At 68.8% G+C, this 20,183-nt stretch carries 15 protein-coding genes; 4 read left to right on the top strand and 11 right to left on the bottom strand.

Going from position 1 to position 20,183, the window contains the following annotated elements; all coding sequences use genetic code 11:
* Positions 1–49 precede the first annotated feature (49 nt).
* Positions 50–1,915: a DNA/RNA helicase domain-containing protein gene (locus OG570_RS16860; protein ID WP_326957523.1), complete on the bottom strand. Its 1,866-nt coding sequence runs from the start codon at positions 1,913–1,915 to the stop codon at positions 50–52.
* A 282-nt stretch (positions 1,916–2,197) separates the two neighbouring features.
* Between OG570_RS16860 and OG570_RS16855 the strand changes: the two genes are divergently transcribed.
* Entirely contained in the window at positions 2,198–4,120 is a 1,923-nt protein-coding gene (locus tag OG570_RS16855) for a DUF2075 domain-containing protein (RefSeq protein ID WP_326957521.1), read from the top strand.
* Here the strand turns inward: OG570_RS16855 and OG570_RS16850 are convergent.
* Both OG570_RS16850 and OG570_RS16845 read right to left on the bottom strand, forming a co-directional pair.
* Positions 4,117–5,325, bottom strand: a complete 1,209-nt coding sequence (locus OG570_RS16850; protein WP_326957519.1) for an amidohydrolase family protein — start codon at positions 5,323–5,325, stop codon at positions 4,117–4,119. The two genes, OG570_RS16855 and OG570_RS16850, sit on opposite strands and share 4 nt — an antisense overlap.
* A 10-nt stretch (positions 5,326–5,335) precedes the next feature.
* Positions 5,336–5,836 (bottom strand): GlcG/HbpS family heme-binding protein, encoded by a 501-nt coding sequence (locus OG570_RS16845; RefSeq protein WP_326957517.1) that lies wholly within the window; start codon positions 5,834–5,836, stop codon positions 5,336–5,338.
* 176 nt (positions 5,837–6,012) lie between these two features.
* Here OG570_RS16845 and OG570_RS16840 point away from each other — a divergent pair, with 176 nt between their 5' ends.
* Together OG570_RS16840 and OG570_RS16835 are read left to right on the top strand one after the other, a co-directional pair.
* Entirely contained in the window at positions 6,013–7,113 is a 1,101-nt protein-coding gene (locus OG570_RS16840) for a sensor histidine kinase (RefSeq protein ID WP_326957515.1), read from the top strand.
* Positions 7,110–7,733 (top strand): response regulator transcription factor, encoded by a 624-nt coding sequence (locus OG570_RS16835; RefSeq protein WP_326944572.1) that lies wholly within the window; start codon positions 7,110–7,112, stop codon positions 7,731–7,733. Before OG570_RS16840 ends, OG570_RS16835 begins: the two co-directional genes overlap by 4 nt.
* Before the next feature lie 4 nt (positions 7,734–7,737).
* Here the strand turns inward: OG570_RS16835 and OG570_RS16830 are convergent, their stop codons facing one another.
* Together OG570_RS16830 and OG570_RS16825 are read right to left on the bottom strand one after the other, a co-directional pair.
* Positions 7,738–8,670 carry a hypothetical protein gene (locus OG570_RS16830; RefSeq protein WP_326957513.1) on the bottom strand — a complete coding sequence of 311 codons (933 nt, stop codon included), beginning with the start codon at positions 8,668–8,670 and terminating at the stop codon, positions 7,738–7,740.
* A complete protein-coding gene (locus tag OG570_RS16825; RefSeq protein WP_326957511.1) occupies positions 8,667–9,257 on the bottom strand; it encodes a vWA domain-containing protein in 591 nt (196 codons plus the stop codon). Before OG570_RS16825 ends, OG570_RS16830 begins: the two co-directional genes overlap by 4 nt.
* Positions 9,258–9,456: 199 nt before the next feature.
* On the opposite strand from OG570_RS16825, the gene OG570_RS16820 reads away from it, so the two are divergent.
* Positions 9,457–12,393 carry an AfsR/SARP family transcriptional regulator gene (locus OG570_RS16820; protein ID WP_326957509.1) on the top strand — a complete coding sequence of 979 codons (2,937 nt, stop codon included), beginning with the start codon at positions 9,457–9,459 and terminating at the stop codon, positions 12,391–12,393.
* On the opposite strand, the gene OG570_RS16815 is transcribed toward OG570_RS16820, so the two are convergent.
* From OG570_RS16815 to OG570_RS16790, 6 genes are all read right to left on the bottom strand, one after another.
* Positions 12,368–13,564, bottom strand: a complete 1,197-nt coding sequence (locus OG570_RS16815; protein ID WP_326957507.1) for a helix-turn-helix domain-containing protein — start codon at positions 13,562–13,564, stop codon at positions 12,368–12,370. The two genes, OG570_RS16820 and OG570_RS16815, sit on opposite strands and share 26 nt — an antisense overlap.
* Before the next feature lie 99 nt (positions 13,565–13,663).
* On the bottom strand, positions 13,664–13,846 hold the full coding sequence (locus tag OG570_RS16810; protein WP_326957505.1) for a hypothetical protein: 183 nt from the start codon (positions 13,844–13,846) through the stop codon (positions 13,664–13,666).
* 174 nt (positions 13,847–14,020) lie between these two features.
* Positions 14,021–17,257: an ATP-binding protein gene (locus OG570_RS16805; protein WP_326957504.1), complete on the bottom strand. Its 3,237-nt coding sequence runs from the start codon at positions 17,255–17,257 to the stop codon at positions 14,021–14,023.
* On the bottom strand, positions 17,254–17,874 hold the full coding sequence (locus OG570_RS16800; RefSeq protein ID WP_326957503.1) for a hypothetical protein: 621 nt from the start codon (positions 17,872–17,874) through the stop codon (positions 17,254–17,256). The genes OG570_RS16805 and OG570_RS16800 overlap by 4 nt, the downstream gene beginning before the upstream one ends.
* Positions 17,875–17,884: 10 nt before the next feature.
* The gene (locus OG570_RS16795; protein WP_326957501.1) at positions 17,885–19,513 is read right to left on the bottom strand and encodes a CATRA system-associated protein; all 1,629 of its coding nucleotides are present in this window, start codon (positions 19,511–19,513) and stop codon (positions 17,885–17,887) included.
* On the bottom strand, positions 19,510–20,106 hold the full coding sequence (locus OG570_RS16790) for a TIR domain-containing protein (protein WP_326957499.1): 597 nt from the start codon (positions 20,104–20,106) through the stop codon (positions 19,510–19,512). The genes OG570_RS16795 and OG570_RS16790 overlap by 4 nt, the downstream gene beginning before the upstream one ends.
* Positions 20,107–20,183 lie beyond the last annotated feature (77 nt).

The following is a 20,183-nucleotide window of genomic DNA, read 5'->3' as shown; positions in this document are numbered from 1 at the left end:
CAAGCGCGCACGGAATGCCGAAACGCCGTCTACGTGATCGTAGGTGAAACTACGCAGTGTGCTTCCGGAGGAAATCGTTGGTTTCCGGGTCTGCCGAGTAGACGCACACGCCCTGCATCCCGCGGGTGAAGAGCACCTTGTACGCGTTCCGGACGAGCCGGTCGAACCTTTCTCCGGTTGTCCGCTTGAGCGCGGGGTCTTCTGTGCGGTCGTGTTGCGCCACCCATCGCCCGTCGCGGATCACCAGGTCCTCGCCCATGATCACGCCGGCCCAGTCGTATTCGAAACCCTGGGCCGTGTAGACACAGCCGATCTGGCCGAAGCCCCTCGGGTCCGACGCCCAGAACGATGTGGCTGGTACGTCCGGGACTTCCACATCCGGCCACGCGTTCCACGGCCTGTGCCAGCCACCGATCCGGACGTCGTCGGCCAGGCTGAGCTTTCCGTCCTTCCGCACCGGCGGCGTCCACTCCCAGCAGAAGCCGGCGGCGATCCGGGCGCCGGCATCGGTATCCCTGATTCGTGCCCGCAACCAGGACTCGAGCGCATGCGGAGCTTCGACCGACTCCACCACATATTCGTCGTCGGTGTCCGCGACCAGGTCAGACCACGAAACCGGCGCCTCTTCGACCAAGCCGAGCAGGCGCTGCACCCACAGGTCGAACAACGGTGATCCGCCGCACCTGAACTGTCCGTCGAGGTCGACCTCGACGATCTGGCAGTCCATCGCCCGGGCGATTTCCAAGACGTCGTTCGGCGAACCGATCTCACTCGGCCGCACCACCTGGTGGTCGTCGAGCAGGAAGACCGGGACTTTCGCCGCGTCGATGAGCTGGTGGATCTGCCCCCGCAATCGGCCGCGCCAGTAATCGGGCACGTTGGCCTGCCCTCGAAGCCGGTGTGCTTCGTCGCAGATCAGGACGTCGAGCTCGTTCTGGCGGGCACGGGCGAAGTTGTTGAAGTACTTGAAGACGTCTTCGCCCTGCCAGTGGTTCTCACCGAAGACGGACAGTCGCAGCGTCTCGGTCATGGCCTTCGAACCGGTCGCGTGAACCACTTTGACCCTGCTCCGCGCCATCGCCGCATAGAGGTTCAGCGCGATGGCGCTCTTGCCCGTTCCCGGCCCTCCTCGGACCAGGACGACCTTCTTCCGGCCGCCACCGTTCCCGGAGGCATCGGCAACCGCTCCCCGCACCGCCTCGAAAGCCACCTGCTGCTCGTCCAGCAGCACGAAGTCCGTGCGCGCCGCAACCGAACCGGCGGCCGTGATCAGCAACGACCGGGCCGGCGCTCGCCTGGCCCGGACCAACCGGTCCGCGGCGTCGTCGGCGACCTGCAACGACGCCGCCAGATCGGTGGCGAGATCTCCCAGCTGGTCGGCCGTGTACAGCCCGCTGTAGTCGTCACGGTCGAAGTCGTCCAGCTGCCAGTCGTCACCGCGGTGAGCATTGTGCAGGTAAGCCAGGCCTTTCACGCACGAAGGCGTGCGAGCCAACGACGGCACGAATCCGAGGAGGTGCATGCAGTACCGGCGAACCTGCTCCGCCGGGTGCAGCACCGGTTGGCCCTTCCGCCCGTTGTAGCGGACCAGTCCATGCCTGACGACCTCGGCGTTGCTCCATTGCTTGAGTTCGACCAGGACATACGACGGCAGGCCGGTTTCCGGGTGGACGCCGCACAGCAGAGCATCGACCCGCTTGGGGCTGTACGGCAGCTGGTATTCGAGGATGACCTGGAGATCACCCAGACCGCAGTCGCACAGCAGTCCCAGCAAGACCGGAACACTCCTCCGCCACGATCCGATTTCGCCGTGTTCCTCGTCCGGCCGGTAACGAATGCCGACGTGCGCCGCCAGCGCCGGAACCAGCCTTCCTTCTTCGAACTCGCGCAGCAGATTCCGCGCCGAACCCTGCACCAACCTTGTCCCTCCCGACAATGTCGATACCCCTCGATCGGGGTCGATCATTCGAGCAGAGACAACGGTTCTCAACCAAAATACGTGAATAGTTTCCGGATACTTCCGGAAGTTACGACATTCAGACCTCACATTAGACCGATTGGCCTAGTCAGGTCACATTTGGTCACGTCCGGACAGCGGCGAGGGTCCCCAACCACAGACCCGGCTTCCACTAGGCTTGTCGATCACGGCCCGACGGGCACCGGAGTACTCCGTTGCTGCCCCCGAAACCGTACGTCGATGACGCACGTCCAGGGGGATCCATTGGCTCTGATCCGTGGCAGCGCAAGTGATCTGCTTGCCGAAGCACGCGCCGGTCACCTGCACATCCGGCTTCAGGAACAGGCGGGATACGTCATCGGGACGCGGGTGGGGATCGGCGAGGTCAACTCGTGGCAGCGGAGCTTGCCCATCCTCTTGCAGCAGGTCGCGGACGCTGGCCTCGGGGAGACCGAAGTCCTGCTGGAGCACCAGCTGCCGCACAGCCGTCAGCGGATCGATGTCGTCCTGTGCGGTATCCATCCGCGGACCGCCGAGTCCTCCTTCGTCTTCGTGGAGCTCAAGCAGTGGTCCAAGGCCGAGCTCTACCTGGCCGAGGTGCTGAACGTGCCCGGCTTGCCCGGGCGGCACCTGCACCCCGTCGAGCAAGTACGGGGCTACTGCCAGTACTTCGCCGACCACACGCCCGCCCTTATCGAGCGCCCACGGGCCGTGCACGGTGTCGCGTACCTGCACAACGCCCGCCGAGCGGATGTGGCCTCGCTCTTCGACCACCAGGTCGACGGCTACGGCCGGTTGTTCACGATGGACGACAACGCGAAGCTCGCCGACCACCTGCGCTCGCTCCTCGATCCAGGCGCCGGACGAGTCGCCGACATCGCGGCCGGTGACGAGTTCCTGAACTTCGAACACCGGCCGACCAAGCCTCTGCTGACGCTGGCCGCGCAGGAAATCCAAGACAGAGAGCAGTTCGTCCTCCTCGACGAGCAGAAGGTCGCCTACGAGCTCGTCCTGAACGCGGTCGAACGCTCGCGTGCGGCGCACACCCGGACGGTCGTCGTGGTGGAGGGCGGGCCCGGCTCGGGGAAGAGCGTCATCGCGCTGAGCCTCCTCGGCGAGCTCGCACGCCGAGGTCTGGCGGTTCACCACGCCACGGGCTCGAAAGCGTTCACCCAGACCATGCGGAAATACGCCGGTCGAGGAAACCAGCGTGTCAAGGGACTGTTCAAGTACTTCAATTCCTACGTCGGCAGTCGTCCCAGGGAACTCGACGTCGTCATCTGCGACGAGGCACACCGCATCCGCGAAAACGGGATCAACCGGTTCACCAAGAAGGAACAGCGGGAGCGGGCGGGCCGTCAGATCGACGAACTGGTCAACGTCGCGAACGTCCCCGTCTTCCTGCTCGATGAAAACCAGATCGTGCGGCCCGGAGAGATGGGGTCGCTGACGGAGATCACCGCCGCCGCCCAAGCCCTCGGCTGCGAAGTCGAAGTGGTCCGGTTGTACGACCAGATGCGTTGTGGCGGGTCCGTCTGGTACGACACGTGGGTCGCGCGGCTCCTCGGGCTCGGCGGGACCGCCGAACCACCGATTCCGTGGAGCAAACTCGCCGGGCCGCTCGACCAGGGCATCACCTTGGCCGGCGTGAGCTCACCGGAGGCGCTGGAGGGCTGGGTGCTGAACCAGCAGGCCGCGCACAGCGGAGTCGCGCGGATCACGGCCGGCTATTGCTGGCGGTGGAGTGATCCGGTCGGCGAAGAAGGCGAACGACGTCTCGTCGACGACGTCCGCATCGGCTCCTGGGAGCGACCTTGGAACGCGAAGTCCGAGGGCAAACGGGTACCGGACGTCCCCGAGTCGGACTACTGGGCCACCGACACCCGCGGCTTCGGCCAGGTCGGCTGCATCTACACCGCCCAGGGCTTCGAATACGACTGGTCCGGTGTCATCTTCGGCCCGGACCTGGTGCGCCGCGACGGGATGTGGGTGCCCAGCAGGTCCGACTCGAAGGACCCGGCGGTCAAACGCGCCGATGACCTGCACTTCGCCGCCCTGATCAAGAACACCTACAAGGTCCTGCTCACCCGGGGCATGCGCGGCACCGCCGTCTACTCTACGGACCCCGAGACCCAGGCATTTCTCGAGGAGATGACCAGCTAGACCGGCCTCGTGAGCACCTCGAGACCGTCTGCCACCACGACGCCGTTGTGGAGGACTGTTCGGTCCTTTCCTCGGTCCATCACCGCGCTTGTCGGGGTTTCGCCGTCCACCAAGACCAGATTCGCTCGGTCTCCCACCGCCAGGCCCGGGCGGTCGTCGATGTCCGATAGGCGCGGGACGTCGTGGCTCATGATCGATGCTCCGCCCATCGTCGCGATCGCCAAAGCCAGCTCGATGTGCGAGTCGCGGCGGAAGCCTCGGGTGAAGGCCAGTTGCCAGGTTCGGTCCAGTAGGTCGCAGTTGCCGTAGGGGCTCCAGTAGTCCCGCTGGCCGTCCTCGCCCAGGCCGATGCGGACGCCTGAGGCGACCAGGTCCAGCAGGGGTAGCTGGCCGGCGGCAGAGGGGGCGACTGTGGTCATCGCTATGTCGAGTGAAGCGAAGTCGTCGATCACCCTGCGGCTTACCGACTCCGAGATCGAGCCCAGGTCATACGCGTGGGACATCGTCACCTTGCCGCGCATGTCCAGCGCCCGGACTCGGTCGATCACCAGGTCCGTCGAGAACAGGCCCAGGTGGCCCGGCTCGTGTAGGTGGATGTCGATCTCGGCCTGGTGCTTCTCGGCCAGGGCGAAGACCGCGTCCAGGTGTCCTTTCGGGTCTCGGTCCAACGTGCACGGGTCGATTCCGCCGATGACCGTTGCGCCGGAGCGCATTGCTGCGTCCAGGAGGTCCAGCGTGCCCGGCTCGCGGAGGATGCCTGCCTGGGCGAACGCCATTACCTGGACTTCGGCTTGGGTGGCGTACTTCTCGCGGGCGGCCAGGACTGCGTCCAGCTTCTCCAGGCGGCAGTCGACGTCTACCTGGGCGTAGCTGCGGACTCGGGTCGTACCCAACCCGATCATTCGCTCCAGGGTTCCGGCCACCCGCTCCGGTAGCGGGACCTCCGCTGTCCGCCAGTTGTCGCGGTCGTTCGTCATCATCGCGACCACTCCCGGGCCGCCCGTGTGGGGGCGGAACGGGAGGCCGATGCGCGTCGAATCCAGGTGGACGTGGACGTCGCTGAACGACGGGAACAGCAGGCGGCCTCGGCCCTCCAGCGAAGGAGACGCAGAGGGAGCGTGGGGGCGGATTGCCGTGATCCGGTCGCCGTCCAGTTCGACGTCGCTGCGCTCGCCGCCCCAGGGGCGGACGTCACTGATCAACATCGAAGACACGTTACTTGCCCAGCGCGTCCACGCCGGCCTGGGCGAACGTCTCGTCCTGGGCACCCGACGGCGCTCCCGCGACGCCTACCGCCGCGATCGGGGTGGAGCCCGCGGTCACCGGGACCGCGCCGGCGAGGAACAGGGTGCCTTCGATGTCCTTCAACGTCGGGGTCTGCTGCAGGCGGCCCACCAGCTCGGACGTCTTCGCGTTCCACGAGACCGCCGTGAACGCCTTCTGCTGCGCCGAGCTGTAGGACTGCGGGCCCGCGCCGTCGCCGCGCAGGGTCAGGACCGTGTTGCCGTCGCGGTCCACCACCGCCACCGACACGTGCTGGCCCGCCTTGGTCGCGGCGTTCAGTGCGGCCTGGGCGGCCTTCTGCGCGGAGGCGATCGTCAGGTGTGACGTCTGGACGACGCCCGTAGCCGGAGCCGCGGTGGCCGACACCGCGCCGACCGTGGTGATGGCGAGCGCGGCGACAGCGGCGGCGATGCGGGTGCGGGTCGAGATCATGGTGCGCTCCTCGGGATCGTGGGGTTCGATGGCTCCAGCTTCAGCCCGCCACGGGGTCGACGCGGTCGATGCGTCGGCGACGTTTCCCGCGTCGACCGGCCGACGTCCGGGTCAGCCGATCGGCTGATGCGCGGGCACCGAGCCCGGTTGACGCTGAGAGCGGAGGGGGAGTGAACATGACGACAGCCGACTCGGACGCGCGGTGGCTCGCCGTGGTCATGCACTCGGCGTTCTTGCTGCTGGTGCTCGCGTCCGCGGTCCGGTTCCTGACCCGCCACGACGGCACCCCGCTGGCGCCCTGGGTGATCGCGCTGACCGCGGCCCTCGTCGTCGCGTACGGCGTCGGGCTGCTGAAGCCCGGCCTCGTCTGGCTGCTCGTCGTCCTGGTGTTCTGGGTGGTGCTGGTCGTGCTCGCGCCCAGCTTCGCGTGGTCGGCGATCCCGCTGTTCGTCACGGGCCTGCGCACGCTGCCGACCGGCCCGGCCGTCGTCCTGGTCGCCGTGGTCACCGCGCTCGTGGTCGTCTCGCAGAACCGGCTGGCCGACGGCTTCGACCCGAACCTCACCATCGTGCCGATCGCCATCGCCCTGGTCACGACCGCGGTGATCACCTTCATGCGGCGGCAAACCGAGCGGCTGCGCGAGTCCGAACGAAACGCCGGGGTGCTGGCCGAGCGGCACCGGGTGTCCCGCGAGATCCACGACGCTCTCGCGCAGGGTCTGTCCAGCCAGGCGATGCTGCTGCAGGCCGCCGACCAGGCCTGGGCCCGGCCCGAGCTGGCGCGCGAGCACCTGCGTTCCGCGCTGCGCGTCGGCGCCGGCAACCTGTCGGAAGCGCGCCGGCTCGTGCAGGACCTCGCGCCCGCCGACCTCGCCGACGCCACGCTCGAAGACGCGCTCCACGCCGTCGCCGATCGGCAGACGCAGGCCGGACTGCCCGCCGAGGTCCGCGTCGACGGCGACGAGCGGCCGCTGCCCGAGCGCGTTCAGTCCGCGTTGGTCCGCATCGCCCAGGGCGCGCTGGCCAATGCGCTCGAGCACGCGGGAGCCGGCCGCGCCGTCGTCACGCTCACCTACCTCGACGACCAAGTCGTGCTCGACGTCGCCGACGACGGACGAGGTTTCGCCGTGACAGAAACAGAACCCGGTGAACGCGGCCACGGCCTGCCGGCCATGCGAGCCCGGGCGCAGCAACTCGGTGGCCGGCTGACCGTCGAATCCGCCCCCGGCCAGGGCACTGTGATCTCGGCTGCGATCCCGTTGGAGACTGCCCCATGAGTATTCGCGTGCTGGTGTGCGACGACCACGCCGTCGTGCGGGCCGGGCTGCGTGCCCTGCTGGCCGGCGCGGACGGCATCGAGGTCGTCGCGGAGACGGCGAGCGGGGAGGAAGCCGTCGCGACCGCGGCCACTGTGCGCCCGGACGTCGTCCTGATGGATCTGCAGCTGGGCGCCGGCATCGACGGGATCGAGGCGACGCGGCGGATCCTCGCCGATCCCGGCGCGCCCCGGATCCTGGTCCTGACGACCTACGACACCGACGCGGACATCACCCGCGCCATCGCCGCGGGCGCCACCGGGTACCTGCTGAAGGCCGGGTCCGCCAACGAGCTGTACGCGGCGATCGAGGCGGCCGCGGCCGGCCGAACCGCGGTTTCCCCGCCGGTCGCCGACCGGATGATGGCGCAGCTGCGCACCCCGCGGCCGTCGCTCACCGATCGCGAGCGGGACATCCTCCGCCAGCTCGCGCAGGGGCTGGGCAACCGCGAGATCGCCCGCGCGCTGTTCATCAGCGAGGCCACGGTCAAGACCCACCTGAGCCGGATCTACGGCAAGCTCGCCGTCGACACCCGGGCCGGCGCCGTCGCGGTGGCGAAGGAACAACGGCTGCTGGACTGACCGCTCACGGCTCGTCGTCCCACCTCGCGCCGTATGCCAGACCCGGCGTCAGCCCCCGGAACCGCAGGTGGACCTCCCCCGCCGAATCGACCGCGTGGCGGCCGCCGCTGTAGGCCGGGTCTGAGACGTCTCGCTGGAATGCGCCCTCCAGGGTGCGGACCTCGCGTGGGTGCTCCAGTCCGAAGCGGACGCGCAGGTCGAACGAGTCGCACAGGTGCCGGGGCACGCACACCATGTACGGCCTCAGCGCCGCCGCCGACGGCAGGCGGAACAGGGCCGCGACCTCCCACGACTCGCCCCGGGCCAGCGGGCGGGGCAGCTCCAGGCCGTAGCCCCAGCGGTCGCTCGCCTCCATCCCGCGGTCCACCAGCGTGCCGCCGTACAACACCGTCACCGTCAGGTCCTGACGGCCGGCGGGCAACGACACCGCCAGGTCCAGCGAACGCAAGCCGTCCTGGTCGGCGACGATCCGGCGTTGCTCCAGGATCTCCGGCTGCGGCTGGTCGAGGACCATCGCCACCGTCAGCGACGTCGAGTGCCAGCGGTCGGCCGGGGACGCGGCCGGCGCGGCCGCAGCTCCGGTGGCCAGCTCGGCCAGCAGCTCGATGGCCTCGTCCACGCGACGGCGGACCGTCCGCGGGTCGCGGTCGACGCGCATCGCCGCCCACTTCACCCGGTCCTGGTACAGCGGCTGGCGGGCCTCCGCGCAGATCGCGAAGGCCGCCAACGCCGCCAGCCGCAGGTCCTCCGGCAGGTGCTCGGCCAGTTCGGACAGGCGGCCGGCCACCTTCTGGCGGACCGTCGCCAGGCCGTCCTCTTCGGTCACTTCGCAGGCCGACCGCAGCACCGGGCCCACCCGCTCTTCCAGCCTGCCCAGCAAGCCGCGCCCCTTGCGCAGGGTCTTGAGCTCCTGGACCAGTTCTGCGCGCCCTCTCACAGCCGGTCTCCTTCAGTGCGTTTCCATGACGTCTCCTTTCTGGACAGGATGCGACCGGCCGGTGGACGGGAAGTCGACAGAACGTGCATCACCGAGGCGATCAACGCCGTGCCCACGCGGACGCCGTCGCGGCCGAAGTACGTGCGGAACGTGCCGATCCGGCCGAGCGCGTCCTCGTCCGCGTCGCCGACGCCGAACGCCACCACCCGGGGCCGGCGCGCCCACGCCGGGTCGGTCAGCGAAGCGAACGCCGCCGGCCAGGTCACCGGGTCCGTCGGCTGGCCGTCGGACAGGAAGAACACCACCGGGCGGTGCACCTGCAGCCGGTGCTTCTCCAGCCCGCCGACGTCCCCGTCGATGGCCTCGCGCAGGAACGTGAACGCCGGTCCGAAGTTGGTGCCGGCGCCCGCCCGCGGCGCGGGCAGCTCGGCGAGGTCGTCCATCGGGAGCAGCGGCTGCACCACGTGCGGGGTCTCCCCGAACCCGATCACGCTGCAGAGGATCCGGCCGGTGACCGACGCGTCGGCGTCCACGGCGCCGCGGAACTCCCGCAGCCCGGTGTTCAGCTCGTCGAGGTGATCCGCCATCGAAAGCGACACATCGCAAGCGACGTAGCACGGCAACACGTCGGACCCCATACCGGTTTCTCCCTCACGCCCCTGGTTCACCGGCGCAGCCTGGCAAGGCCGTGTGTATCGAACGTGCAGGAAATGCGGATTTTCGAAACCCTTTCGGCCGATTGCGCGATGTCATTTGCGGACAGCAAGCTGGCGCCGGGGAGGCCGCGTGGAGTTTCGGATGCTCGGCCCGCTCGAGGCGTGGCACGACGGCGCCCCGGTGCAGCTGGGTGACCAGCAGCAACGGTTCGTCCTCGTCGTGCTGCTCCTGAACGCGAACAAGCCGGTGACGCCCACGCGCCTCGCGGAGATCGTCTGGGCCGGCCGGGAAGCCAAGCCGACCATGGTGCGCGGCTACATCAAGCGGCTGCGTGACGTCGTGCAGGACACCGACGTGACCATCGAGACGACCCCGACCGGCTACCTGCTGCGGATCGGTGACGCGCAGCTCGACACCGTCCGGTTCGACCGGCTGCGGACCGAGGCCGCCGAGGTCCGGACGCGTGATCCGCGCCGGGCCGTCGAGCTGCTGCGCGAGGCCGCCGGCCTGTGGCGCGGGGCGTTCCTCGAGGACATCGACATCGACCGCGTCGGCGGCCCGGAGGTGGTCTTCCCGGAGGAGAGCCTGCCCGACACCGTCGGCGACCTGGCCGAGCTGGAGCTGGAAACCGGGGACCACCGCTCGGCGCGCGACCGGCTGCGGCCGCTCGTCCGCTCCGACCCGGCCGGCCAGATGCACGCCGAGCTGCTCATGCGCGCCCTGATCGCCGGCGGCGACCGGGTCGGCGCGCTGCGCGTCTTCAACGGCACTCGCACCGCCCTCGCCGAGCTGCGCATGGAACCGGGCCCGGTGCTGCGCAACCTCGCCGCGCGGGCGGAGCACGGCGAACCGCCCAGCTCACTGCCGTCGCGGCCCGGCGGGTTCACCGGCCGCGTCGCCGAACTCGCCACGATCGAGACGGCGGCCACGACCGGGCGGCGCGCGGTCTGGGTGAGCGGCGCGCCCGGCGTCGGCAAGACCGGGCTGGCCGTCGAGGCGGCCCACCGGCTGCGCGACCGGTTCCCCGACGGGCAGCTCCTCGCGCGGCTGAACGGGTTCACCCCCGGCGTCGACCCGACGAGCGTCGGCGACGCGCTCACCGAACTGCTCGTCGAGCTGGGTGTCCCGCCTGAGCAGATCCCGGCCACCGTCGGCCGGAAGGCCACGCTCTACCAGACGACACTCTGGGGCACGCGCACGCTGATCGTGCTGGACAACGCCGCGTCGCCGGAGCAGATCCGGCCGCTGCTGCCCGAGGCGGACGGCTGCCTGGTCGTCGTCACCAGCCGCCGGATGGGCGACGCCGACACCGGCGACTCCGTCCGGCTTTCGCCGTTGGCGCCCGAAGAAGCCGTCGACCTGTTCCACGCGCTGACCGAGCCGCCGCGGGTGCGCGGCCGGGCGGCGGCGGTGGCCGAGGTCGTCAAGCGGTGCGGGTTCCTGCCGATGCCGGTCCGGGTGGCGGCCGCGTTGTTCCGGCGGCACGAGCGGTGGCCGCTGGAGCACCTGCTCCACCTGCTCGAAGAGAGCGGGCCGTGGGGCGAGGAAGACGGCATCGCCGCCGTCCGGGTGTCCTTCCAGCAGCTCGGCGAGCCGCAGCGGGCGATGTTCACGCTGCTGGGCAGCCTGCCCGGGCCGGAGGTCGACGTCACCGGTGGCGCGGCGCTGGCCGGCTGCGACGTCGGCGAGGCGCGGTCACTGCTCGACGACCTGCACGAGGTCAGCCTGCTGGAGGAGGCCGCGCCGGAGCGGTACCTGATGCTCGACCCGCTCAAGGAGTTCGCCGGTGCGGAACCGGCGCCGCGGCAAGCTCTCGTGCGGCTGCTCGACTTCTACCTGGTGACACTGGCGGCCGCGGTCGGCGCCGCGTACCCGTTCGACAAGGCCCAGCTGCCCGCGACCGACCGGTCTTCCGCGGTGACGCCGGCCTTCGCCGACACCGGCGCGGGGCTGCGGTGGATCGTCGCCGAGCGCGACAACCTCGTGGCCGCGATCCGGTACGCCGCCAAGCACGACCTGCCCGAGCACACGTGGCGGCTGGCCGTGTTGCTGTGGCGCTACTTCAACACGACCAACCAGTTCGAGGACTGGATCGGCACGCTCGAGCTGGCCTGGGAAACCGTCGCCGCCGACCCGGGCAACGACTACGGCCAGGCGCACGTGCTGCTCCGGCTGGCGACCGCGCACGACCGGCGCGGGCAGCTGTCCGAAGCGCTCGAGCTCGCGGCCCGGGCGTTGCCGAAGTGGCGCCGCCTCGGCGACCCGCGCGGCGAAGCGGCGACGTTGTGCGCGCTCGCGATCCCGACGATGGAGCTGGGCAAGCACGACCAGGCGATCGCCCACCTCGAGGCGGCGCGGGAGAAGTACGAACAGACCGAGGACCGGCGGGGCGAGGCCCACGCGTTGAGCATGCTCGGTTACCTCAACGAGCTGCACGGCAACTTCGCCGTCGCCATGGAGCAGAACGCGGCGGCCGCGCGGATGCTGCGCGAAATCGGCCACATCCAGGGCGTCGCGCACACGCTGAACAACCTCGGGGCCGCGCAGGAGAAGCTCGGCCTGCTCACCGAGGCGCTGGCCAGCTACACCGAGGCGCACGGGCACGCCGCCGAGGTCGGCGACCACGTCGTCGAGGCGTACGCGCTGAACAACATCGGCAACGTGCACCGCCAGCAGGGCCGGTTCCCCCAAGCCGTGCGCTACCACGACAAGGCCCGCGAGGTGGCGGCGAACGCGCCCGACGCCGACCTGCAGACCCAGCTCTACCTGGACCGCGGCGCGACCGCCCTAGCCCAGGGCGCCCACCGCGACGCGCTCACCGCCGGCAAGGCGGCACTGGACTTGGCCGACGGCCACGGGAACCGTACGTACGAGGCCCGCGCGCACCATGACATCGCGAAGACCCTGCACGCGATGGGCGACCACGAAAACGCCGTGACGCACTGGAAAGCGGCCGAGCACGGGTTCGCCGAACTCGACCTGCCGGACGTCGAGCGGGTGCGCGAAGAACGCGCGGCGATGGAGTGCGCGTGCGGTGACCTCACTGCCGGTTCAGCACCCGGTTGAGTTCGGGGTAGATCTCCCGGACGGCCTGGTGGCCACGCCACCTGCTGAGGCACCGGGCCAGTTCCCGCAGGTCCGTGCGCACGGTCGCGGAATCGACCTGCGTCACGTCGCCGAGAGTCTCGGCCAGGGTCCGGCAGCTTTCGTCGATCTCGCCGTCCAAGGCGTGCGCGAGTGACCGGCGGACGCTGAACCGCGCTCGGGTGCGGCGGTTGACGACGGGCACGCGGGCCAGTTCGTCTGCCAGCAGTGCCGCCGCTTCACCGGATTGGCCGAGGTCGACCAGCGACCAGCCGCGGGCGAGCGCCAGCGGGTCCGGCGCGGTCGAGCCGAGTACCGGGTAGTCGGCGGTAGCGCTGTCCACAGTGGACGCCATCGCGCGGTCCATCGCGCGGTCGAAGGCACCTCGGTCGCCGGCCAGCGCGTGGCCCTGCGCCTCCCGCCGGGCGGCCAGGCCGAACGTCCGCGAACCGGGCCGGCCGAGCTTCTGCGCCTGACCGGCGAGGCCGATCGTGCCGATCGCGTCCTGCCGGTACAACGCCAGTCCGGCCTCCCGGACGTAAGCGTAACTCGCGATTTCCCGGTCGCCGGCGGTTCGGGCCAGCTCCGACGCGTGCCGGGTCCACTTCAGCGCGTCCTGCTCGCTGCCGGCCTCCTGGCTCAGCCACCCCGTGTACTCGGCCATCCGGGCCGCGAGCAGCAACAGCCGCGAGCGGACAGGCTCCGGGTTGCCCCTGGCCAGCGCGTGCACCGTGTGCGTCTGGGTGACGAGGGACTCGAGGATCACCGCGGGACTGGTCTGCATGCCGAGCGTGCGCAAGTGCTCGAACGACGCGCGCAGCCCGGTCACCACCTGGTCGTCGAGGATCGGACGCGGGCCGCCGGCCAGCGCGATGCCGAGCATCGCCCCCGCACCGGTCAGCATCTGGCGGCGGTCCAGCGTGCTCGAAGCCTGGGTCCGCGCCCGGGTCTCGTGGGCCGAGTCGACCAGCGCGCCATGGGCGTCCAGGACGCGGTCGCAGATCCGCGCCAGCAGCAGGTTAGGCGGTTTCAGATCGTTCTCGATCTTGCTGATGTAACTCTTGCTGTAGTTGACCCGCTTGGCCAGTTCACCCATCGAGATCCCGGCGGCGGCTCGACACTCCCGCAGCAGCGCGCCGAATGTTTCGGCCATGCGGACCTCCATTCTTGCCGCATTCGAGTACATCATTTCCGCGTTCCCAACGCAATTGCCGGGCCGGCCGCGAACACGTCACGACCGACCCGGCGCCGGTCACCCGTGCCAGGGGTTGCCGTCGGTGCCCGCCGGGGGCGGCGTGCTGGTGGTGGGCGGCGGGGGCGTCCCGCCGTCGCCGTCCGCGTACGCCGAGTTCGCGCCGATCACCGGGGCCGCCGCGAGGATGCAGAGCGCGAGCACGGGTCCACCGATTTTGGCCAGCTTCTTGGGCATGGACATGACGAATCCTCCTTGAAGAGGGTGATTGTTCAGAGCCTTTTCGGTATTTCCGGGCCCTGCAATCAGGATTCGTCATCAGCGTTTCGTCAACAAGGAGTTGACCGTTTCCCAAAGCATCGGGAAACGGTCAACGCACAAAAAAGCCGCGTTCCCCCTCGGAACGCGGCCTTTTCGTCAGCGGCCGTTGCGGGCCCGGTCGAGTACTTCTTCCAGGCGCAACGGGCTGGGTGGGTGATGGCTGAGGCAGAGCGGAGCCCGCATGACGCGGAACCCGAACGTCTCACCGGTGACGTAGAACTGCCCGCGTTCCAGCCGCGAGATGTCCCCGACGGTGCTGCCCTTGGCCCTCGCCATCTCGTTCGCCGCGGCGACCTGCGCCGGGCTGTTCAGGCGACCGAAGAACTGCGTCGTCGCGTTACCCGTGATCTGGTTGTGCAGGCCTTTCGGCGCCTGGGTAGCGAGCAGCAGGCCGAGCCCGTACTTGCGGGCCTGCGAAGCGAGCAGGATGGTGCTCTGCGTGCTGGCCGTCCAGCCGCCGGACGGTGCGATCGTCTGCGCCTCGTCCATGACGAACAGTCCGCCGAGCGGCCGGTCGGTAGCGGGATTGCGTTTGATCCAGGCGAACACCTCCAGCTGGAGCTGGCTGACGAAGCCCTGCCGCTGTTCTTCGGACGGCAGCCCCACAAAGCTGATCACCGAGATCCGGGCCCGCTTGCCCGGCCCCGGGGTCAGCAACGCCGCCGGATCGGCCGGCTCGCCCGAACCGCCGAGCAGCGGATCGTTGACCATCGCGGCCCGCAGCGTCTCGGCGAGATCGGCGGCGGTCTTCGTACCCGTGGCGAGCTTGCTGGCCCCCACCGGCAGCTCGGCGAGCAGGTCGATGAAGCCGGACAGGCTGCGTGACTCCTTCCGCGCGTAGTGCGTGAGCGCCTCGCGCAGCACGGCCTGCCCGCGGCTCGCCCCCTTCGTGCCACCGCTCACCCGGGCGTGCGGGACGAGCCGCGCGACGGCCGCCTCCACCGCGGCGGTGAACTCGTCCTCGTCGTCCCGGACACCGGCGAAGTCCGGCAGCGGGTGGAAACTGAGTGGCCGCCCACCAGCCCGCCCGGGAGTCCACACGACGACCTCGGTGTTGGCGATGTAGTCGGCAGCTTTGGGGGCGTCCCCTTCGCGCCAGCCGTCCGGCGGTTCCGGCCAGGCGTCGCCGAGCCGCGCGAGGTCGTTGTTCGGGTCGAGCACGATGGCGGAAACGCCGTGCAGCGCGCACTCTTCGATGATGCGCCGGAGGAGAACGGTCTTGCCGGTCCCGGAACCGGCGAAGATCACCGCGTGCTTGCGAAGAGATTCGAGCTCGATGCGGATCTCACCATCGATACCGAGGGTGAGCTCACCGGGCTTCTGCTCGACGGGCGGCCTCGTTGGCTGTTCCGGCGGTTGCGGCTTCACAACCGCCGGCGGCGACACTTCCTCCTGGGGCGTCGATGACTGCGCCAGGGGTTGTTCCTTAGCCGTGACCGGTGACTTCTGCCCGTCCGCCGTCGTTGGTTGCTTCCTGCCCACCGGCGGCGGGCGGGTTTCCCGCTGTCCACCGCGGGACTTCCCCGCGTCAGGCAGCAACTGCCGCAGAACGGTCGTCCGGCTCGCCGGCTTGCGTGCCACGAGCCAGTTCAGCAGTTCGTAGCTCTGCTTCGTGAGCATCTGGTTGAGCGCGCAGAACGTCCGGACGTCCTCCTTGGTGATCTCGATCCGGGGGCTGCCGACGTGGTCCAGATCCGTGTACACCCGCTCGGTAGTCTTGCCGGTCCAGCCCTTTCGCCCGTGATAGACCAGCACCAGGTGCCGGTTGCGGACACCGTCGCTGATCCCGGCGGCCGCCTTCGCGTCCCGCATCCGCCGCAGCACCCGGTTGCCGTGCTGGTTCGGCCCGAACACCCGGAACATCCACCGTTCCCTGACGTCATCCTCTTCGTCGAGCACCCGCACCAGCCCGGCGTGCAGGTGCCCGGCGCCGTCCGGCGGTTCGGTTTCCCACGACTTGTCGTCGTTGCCGACCTCCGTGATCCACGCCCGCAACACAGCTTGCAGGATGTCCGGCATCACGTCGTCTTCGGTGTGATAGCTCAGTACGGTGTTGACGTCTGCGCTCTTGCGCAGCTCGGCGAACCGGCGGTCGAAGTCGGCGAAGTACCCGGGTTCCGAGCCGGGCGGCTGCGGCACCTCGACCACGACTTCCACCGGCTCTTCGTCGAAGGACTTCAGTTCGCGGATCTCGCCGTACAAACACACTTCGGCGTGTTCCTGAACTCGCCGGAGCACCTGACGTGGCGTGTAGCCTCGCCACTCGTCCCCGAAGGCGGTCTCCGCCACCGGCCAGGTCACGTGGGGTGGAGTGAAGCCGACGCCCTGGTAGACCACGCCCAGCCACTTCTCCACCAGCGCCCGCCCGAGCCGCGGATCGTTGATGACGCTCAGGATCGGCGTCTCGGTGAACCGGTCATCGAACGAATCGGTTGCCGCCTTCCGCAACCGCGTCCACGTCGTGGGCAGGCAAGCGACGATGGTCAAGGTCCGCTGGGCGGTCTGCCGGAGCTGCATCAGTCCGTCGGCGATGGTCGCGAGTTCTCCGGACGTCTCCCCTGCGGGCACGTCGGCCGCCTTGGTGATCAGCGAATCGAGCTGGTCGATCGCGGCCACGCTCGGACCGGTGACGGCGAGTACTCGCGAGATCTCCGTAACGAGGTCGCGCTGCGGCCTCGCCTCGGCAGGCAGACCCCACGCCTTGCGTTTCCTCTTCTTGTCGTCGTCCGCGATTCCGGACAGATAGTCCTTCCCCAGTGTCTGCTGGTCGGTGTCGTCGGCGGCGTACAGCGCCAACGCGCGGAGGGTATCCGCACATTCCACAGCGACGAGAGGGTCGACGCGACGGAGGGCTCCGATGAAGACCTGAAGGTCATCTGTAGTCAGCGTCGCCTGCCCGAGGATCGGCTTGGCGACAGCTTCAGGAACATTCGCTTTGTCGCACAAGCGCTGCAGCAACTTGGTCAGCTGCAGTTCACCGTCTTCGTCCTTCCGCCACAGTTCGGTGCGCACGGCCCGCACGACGTCGCTCCAGAACGCGCGACCCGTGGTGAGGTCGATCAGGAAGAAGTACCCACCCTGCTGCTGCACGATCCGCCGGACCCGGCCGAGCAGGTGGGTCTTGCCGACGCCCTTCCGTCCCTGGAGGGTGAGTCCGACAGGACTCGGGCCGCTGCTGCGCTTCGCGTCGTCGATGCTTCGGCGGATGCGATCCTCCGCACGGGTGTGCATTCCGTCGACGTGGAAGATCGACGTTCCCCAGACGTCGTCGGGCGTCTCCGCCGAGTTGAATCGGACGGCGGCGAGCGCCTGCCGTTGTAGTTCTTCGCTCATGATCCCTCGATCGCGAAGAGGTGGTTGTCTTCCCTGCCGATCGGAATGGCTGCGGCGTGATCGTCGTCGGTGAGGTTCCGGCGGTCGGAATCAGGAGAGAGGTGGGCCTGCTCGGACCGGTTCATCGCCAGCAACGTCCGGTCCACTTCGGCCCGATCGCTCCCGTTGAGCTTGAGCCGGAGTTCGGCCAGGCGAACGAACTCCTGGGGCCGGCTTGCGAGCTGCCAGTAGGCCTCGCGGATCAGCGTCTCGAGATCAACCGGATCACCGAGATCGCCGATCACCACGGACAGGCTGATCCCCTGCGCCCGAGCGTGGCGAACGTAGCGGCGAAGCAGCTCGAATCCGGCCTTGGCCAGCCCACCGGATCGCGGCGGCGTCTCGATGTCGGCCAGAGCGTGCTCGCACCAGTCGATGCCCGCCGGAGTGATCCGGTGAACGAAGGGCCGGCTCTCGGTCTGCGTCAAGAGCAGCTCCGCCTTGTTTAGCCTCCCGCGGGCTGCCGGGCTGAGCTCGATGCCGTGCACGTTCTTCAGGTCCGGGTTCTTCATCTCCCCGCCGTTCAGCAACAGCACGAACAGTGCCGCCCGCTCAGGATTTCCGAACTTTTCCGCCATTCCCCGCTCCTCACTTGGTCGAGAACTTGGTGCGTCGATCGAGCCGGACGAGCAACTCGCCGATTCGGGACTGGAGTCCGTCCGGTGCCGCGACCCGGCCGCCGTTGGCCCGCACGTGGTTGAGCTGCTCGAGGTCCACGGTCAAGTCCTTGAGCAGCAGCATGTCCGCGTTGTCCAGAGCCGCGGCCATGTCGCGCACGGTCTGGTCGATGAGCGCCCACCGACCGGGGTTGGCCACTTCGCCGGGCACGGCGCGCAACATCGCTGCCGCTTCCTGTAGCGCGGCATGGTCGGAATCGGTGTGGCGGCCGGGCGAATCGGTGATGATCCCGTGCAGCTGACGGGCCACCAGGCCGGGACCCGTTTTCGCGTCCAGCTGAAAACGCCGCAGGTGGCGGAGGAACGAGGGCAACTGCTCCAGGTCGGCCTTGCGAGTGACCACGCAGAACAGCTGCCGGTCGCTGTCGACGTCCAAGGCGTGCCGCAGAAATCGCTCCGCCTCGGTGGACTGCCAGCGGCTGACCTCCCCGTCCACCACCAGGCACAGGTGCTTGGCCAGGTCGCCGCTGAGCTCTTGGTCCCACTCGGGATAGCTGGACCGCGACCGCTCTACCCGCAACCCGAGCTCCTCCAGGTCCCTGACGAGTTCGGCTACCGCCGGCGGTTCCTGGTGCGGAACCGAGACGAGGAGGTCCAGGTCGTACGACACGCGCTGCGAGCGAGCGGCCGCGACGTAGGCGTCCCGGTTGTCGGCCAAGAGGTCCGTGCGGTCGAACTGCTGCGCGATCACCGCAGCGACCGTCTCGAGCGCGAACGAAATCTGGTCGGCCGACGGAATGGTCTCCTCACACACGGGCAGGTACTCGCCGAAGCTCCAGTATGAAACGTAGGGCACCGTCAGGTGCCGCAACATCATCTCCTGGGTCACGCTCTTCGCAAGCCAGTTCCGGAACAGCTCCGCGGTGGCCTCGGCGCACTTCTTCTGCCAGAAATCGGCTCGCTGGTATTCCACACGGTTGTCCAGGCGGGACAGTATCGGCAGCACGAGATGCGGTGGCCGGTCGTAGGGCAGCCGATCGCGCGCGATGTTCGCACGGCGCGCGATTTCGACAGCACCGTCGACGCTCTGATCGTTGGCCGTGAACAGCACGACGAGCCGGTCTGGCAGATGGGCAGTGCAGATCCCGGCGATATCCGAGATGCCGGTCCGGCTGTCGATCAAGACGAAGTCGTAGTTTTCGGTCCACTCCTCCCGGCACTGCTCCAGGAAACTGGCGAACCCCCGGCTGTACAGGTCTTCCCAGTCGACGCTCTGCACTCGGCCGGCGTAGGTCGAATCCACGCGGCCGGCGGCAAGCAGGTCGACGGTCCCTCGTTCGGCGAGGTCGAGCCGTACCGCGTGTTCGCTCGGACCCTCTTGACCGGCGACGAAGTCCGTCGCGAGATCGATCACGCCACCTCGAGGTGGCTCCGACAGGTACGGACCGAAGTAGTGATGCAGCCCCGGGGCTTCCAGGTCCCAGTCGAGAGCCAGTACCCGGTAGCCCCATCGAGCCAGCAGCACGGCGACATTGGCCAGGGTGAAGCTACGCCCGACGCCGCCCTTGTAGGAGTAGAACGTGACTACGGTTCCCGTCATGGGTCGAACCTCGGTATCGACGGCGGCGGTGGCAGCACAGGATCGGGACGTTCGACGACCGGCCAATCGGGTTGCCACGGTGGTACCTGCTTCAGCAAAGTCGCGAGGTCCAGCGCACACTCTCTGACTCGCTGCTGGAACGGATGCCAGTCCCGGCTCTCCTGGAACCCCTTGTTCGGGTTGTCAAGCCCCTTGAAGTCCCACCAAGACCGTCGGCGACCCTCGTCCTCGAAACTGACCGAGTCCGAATACCGGATGGGATAGATCAATCCCTGCGGACGCCGCGGACTGGCCAGCCCCAACACCTTTTCCCGTGCCTGCATGCTTTCCCACTCGGCCATGCACCACTTCGACGCAAAGTACGGGGCGGACAGCACCGCGATCATGATCTTGCTGTGCCCCAGCGCCCTCTCGAGCTGAGACGGCCAGTGGACACCACGCGGCATCGTCTTGTCGAGAAAGATCTTGGGCTCAGGTCCGATCTCGTCGACGAGAAAGTCGACCAGGCTGGGAAGAAAGTTGTTCAGCAGCCATTTCGGCGCACTTCCGCGTCGACTGTAGCTGACGAACACATCGTACTCGTAGTCCGACACGCGGACGATGATATGCAGACCGAACGGGGCAACACCAGAACAAAAAAGTGGTCAGAATACTGACGATCGTCCAAAAA

The organism is Amycolatopsis sp. NBC_01286, from assembly GCF_035982555.1.
In the GTDB taxonomy this organism is placed as follows: domain Bacteria; phylum Actinomycetota; class Actinomycetes; order Mycobacteriales; family Pseudonocardiaceae; genus Amycolatopsis.
This window is presented reverse-complemented; position numbering and strand designations above follow the sequence as displayed.

What these genes read in the sequence shown, in the direction of transcription:
- OG570_RS16855 (WP_326957521.1), top strand. Translation starts at nt 2,198, where the DNA reads ATGACGCACGTCCAGGGGGATCCATTGGCTCTGATCCGTGGCAGCGCA.
- OG570_RS16850 (WP_326957519.1), bottom strand. Translation starts at nt 5,325, where the DNA reads ATGTTGATCAGTGACGTCCGCCCCTGGGGCGGCGAGCGCAGCGACGTC.
- OG570_RS16845 (WP_326957517.1), bottom strand. Translation starts at nt 5,836, where the DNA reads ATGATCTCGACCCGCACCCGCATCGCCGCCGCTGTCGCCGCGCTCGCC.
- OG570_RS16840 (WP_326957515.1), top strand. Translation starts at nt 6,013, where the DNA reads ATGACGACAGCCGACTCGGACGCGCGGTGGCTCGCCGTGGTCATGCAC.
- OG570_RS16835 (WP_326944572.1), top strand. Translation starts at nt 7,110, where the DNA reads ATGAGTATTCGCGTGCTGGTGTGCGACGACCACGCCGTCGTGCGGGCC.
- OG570_RS16825 (WP_326957511.1), bottom strand. Translation starts at nt 9,257, where the DNA reads ATGGCGGATCACCTCGACGAGCTGAACACCGGGCTGCGGGAGTTCCGC.
- OG570_RS16815 (WP_326957507.1), bottom strand. Translation starts at nt 13,564, where the DNA reads ATGGCCGAAACATTCGGCGCGCTGCTGCGGGAGTGTCGAGCCGCCGCC.
- OG570_RS16810 (WP_326957505.1), bottom strand. Translation starts at nt 13,846, where the DNA reads ATGTCCATGCCCAAGAAGCTGGCCAAAATCGGTGGACCCGTGCTCGCG.
- OG570_RS16805 (WP_326957504.1), bottom strand. Translation starts at nt 17,257, where the DNA reads ATGAGCGAAGAACTACAACGGCAGGCGCTCGCCGCCGTCCGATTCAAC.
- OG570_RS16800 (WP_326957503.1), bottom strand. Translation starts at nt 17,874, where the DNA reads ATGGCGGAAAAGTTCGGAAATCCTGAGCGGGCGGCACTGTTCGTGCTG.
- OG570_RS16795 (WP_326957501.1), bottom strand. Translation starts at nt 19,513, where the DNA reads ATGACGGGAACCGTAGTCACGTTCTACTCCTACAAGGGCGGCGTCGGG.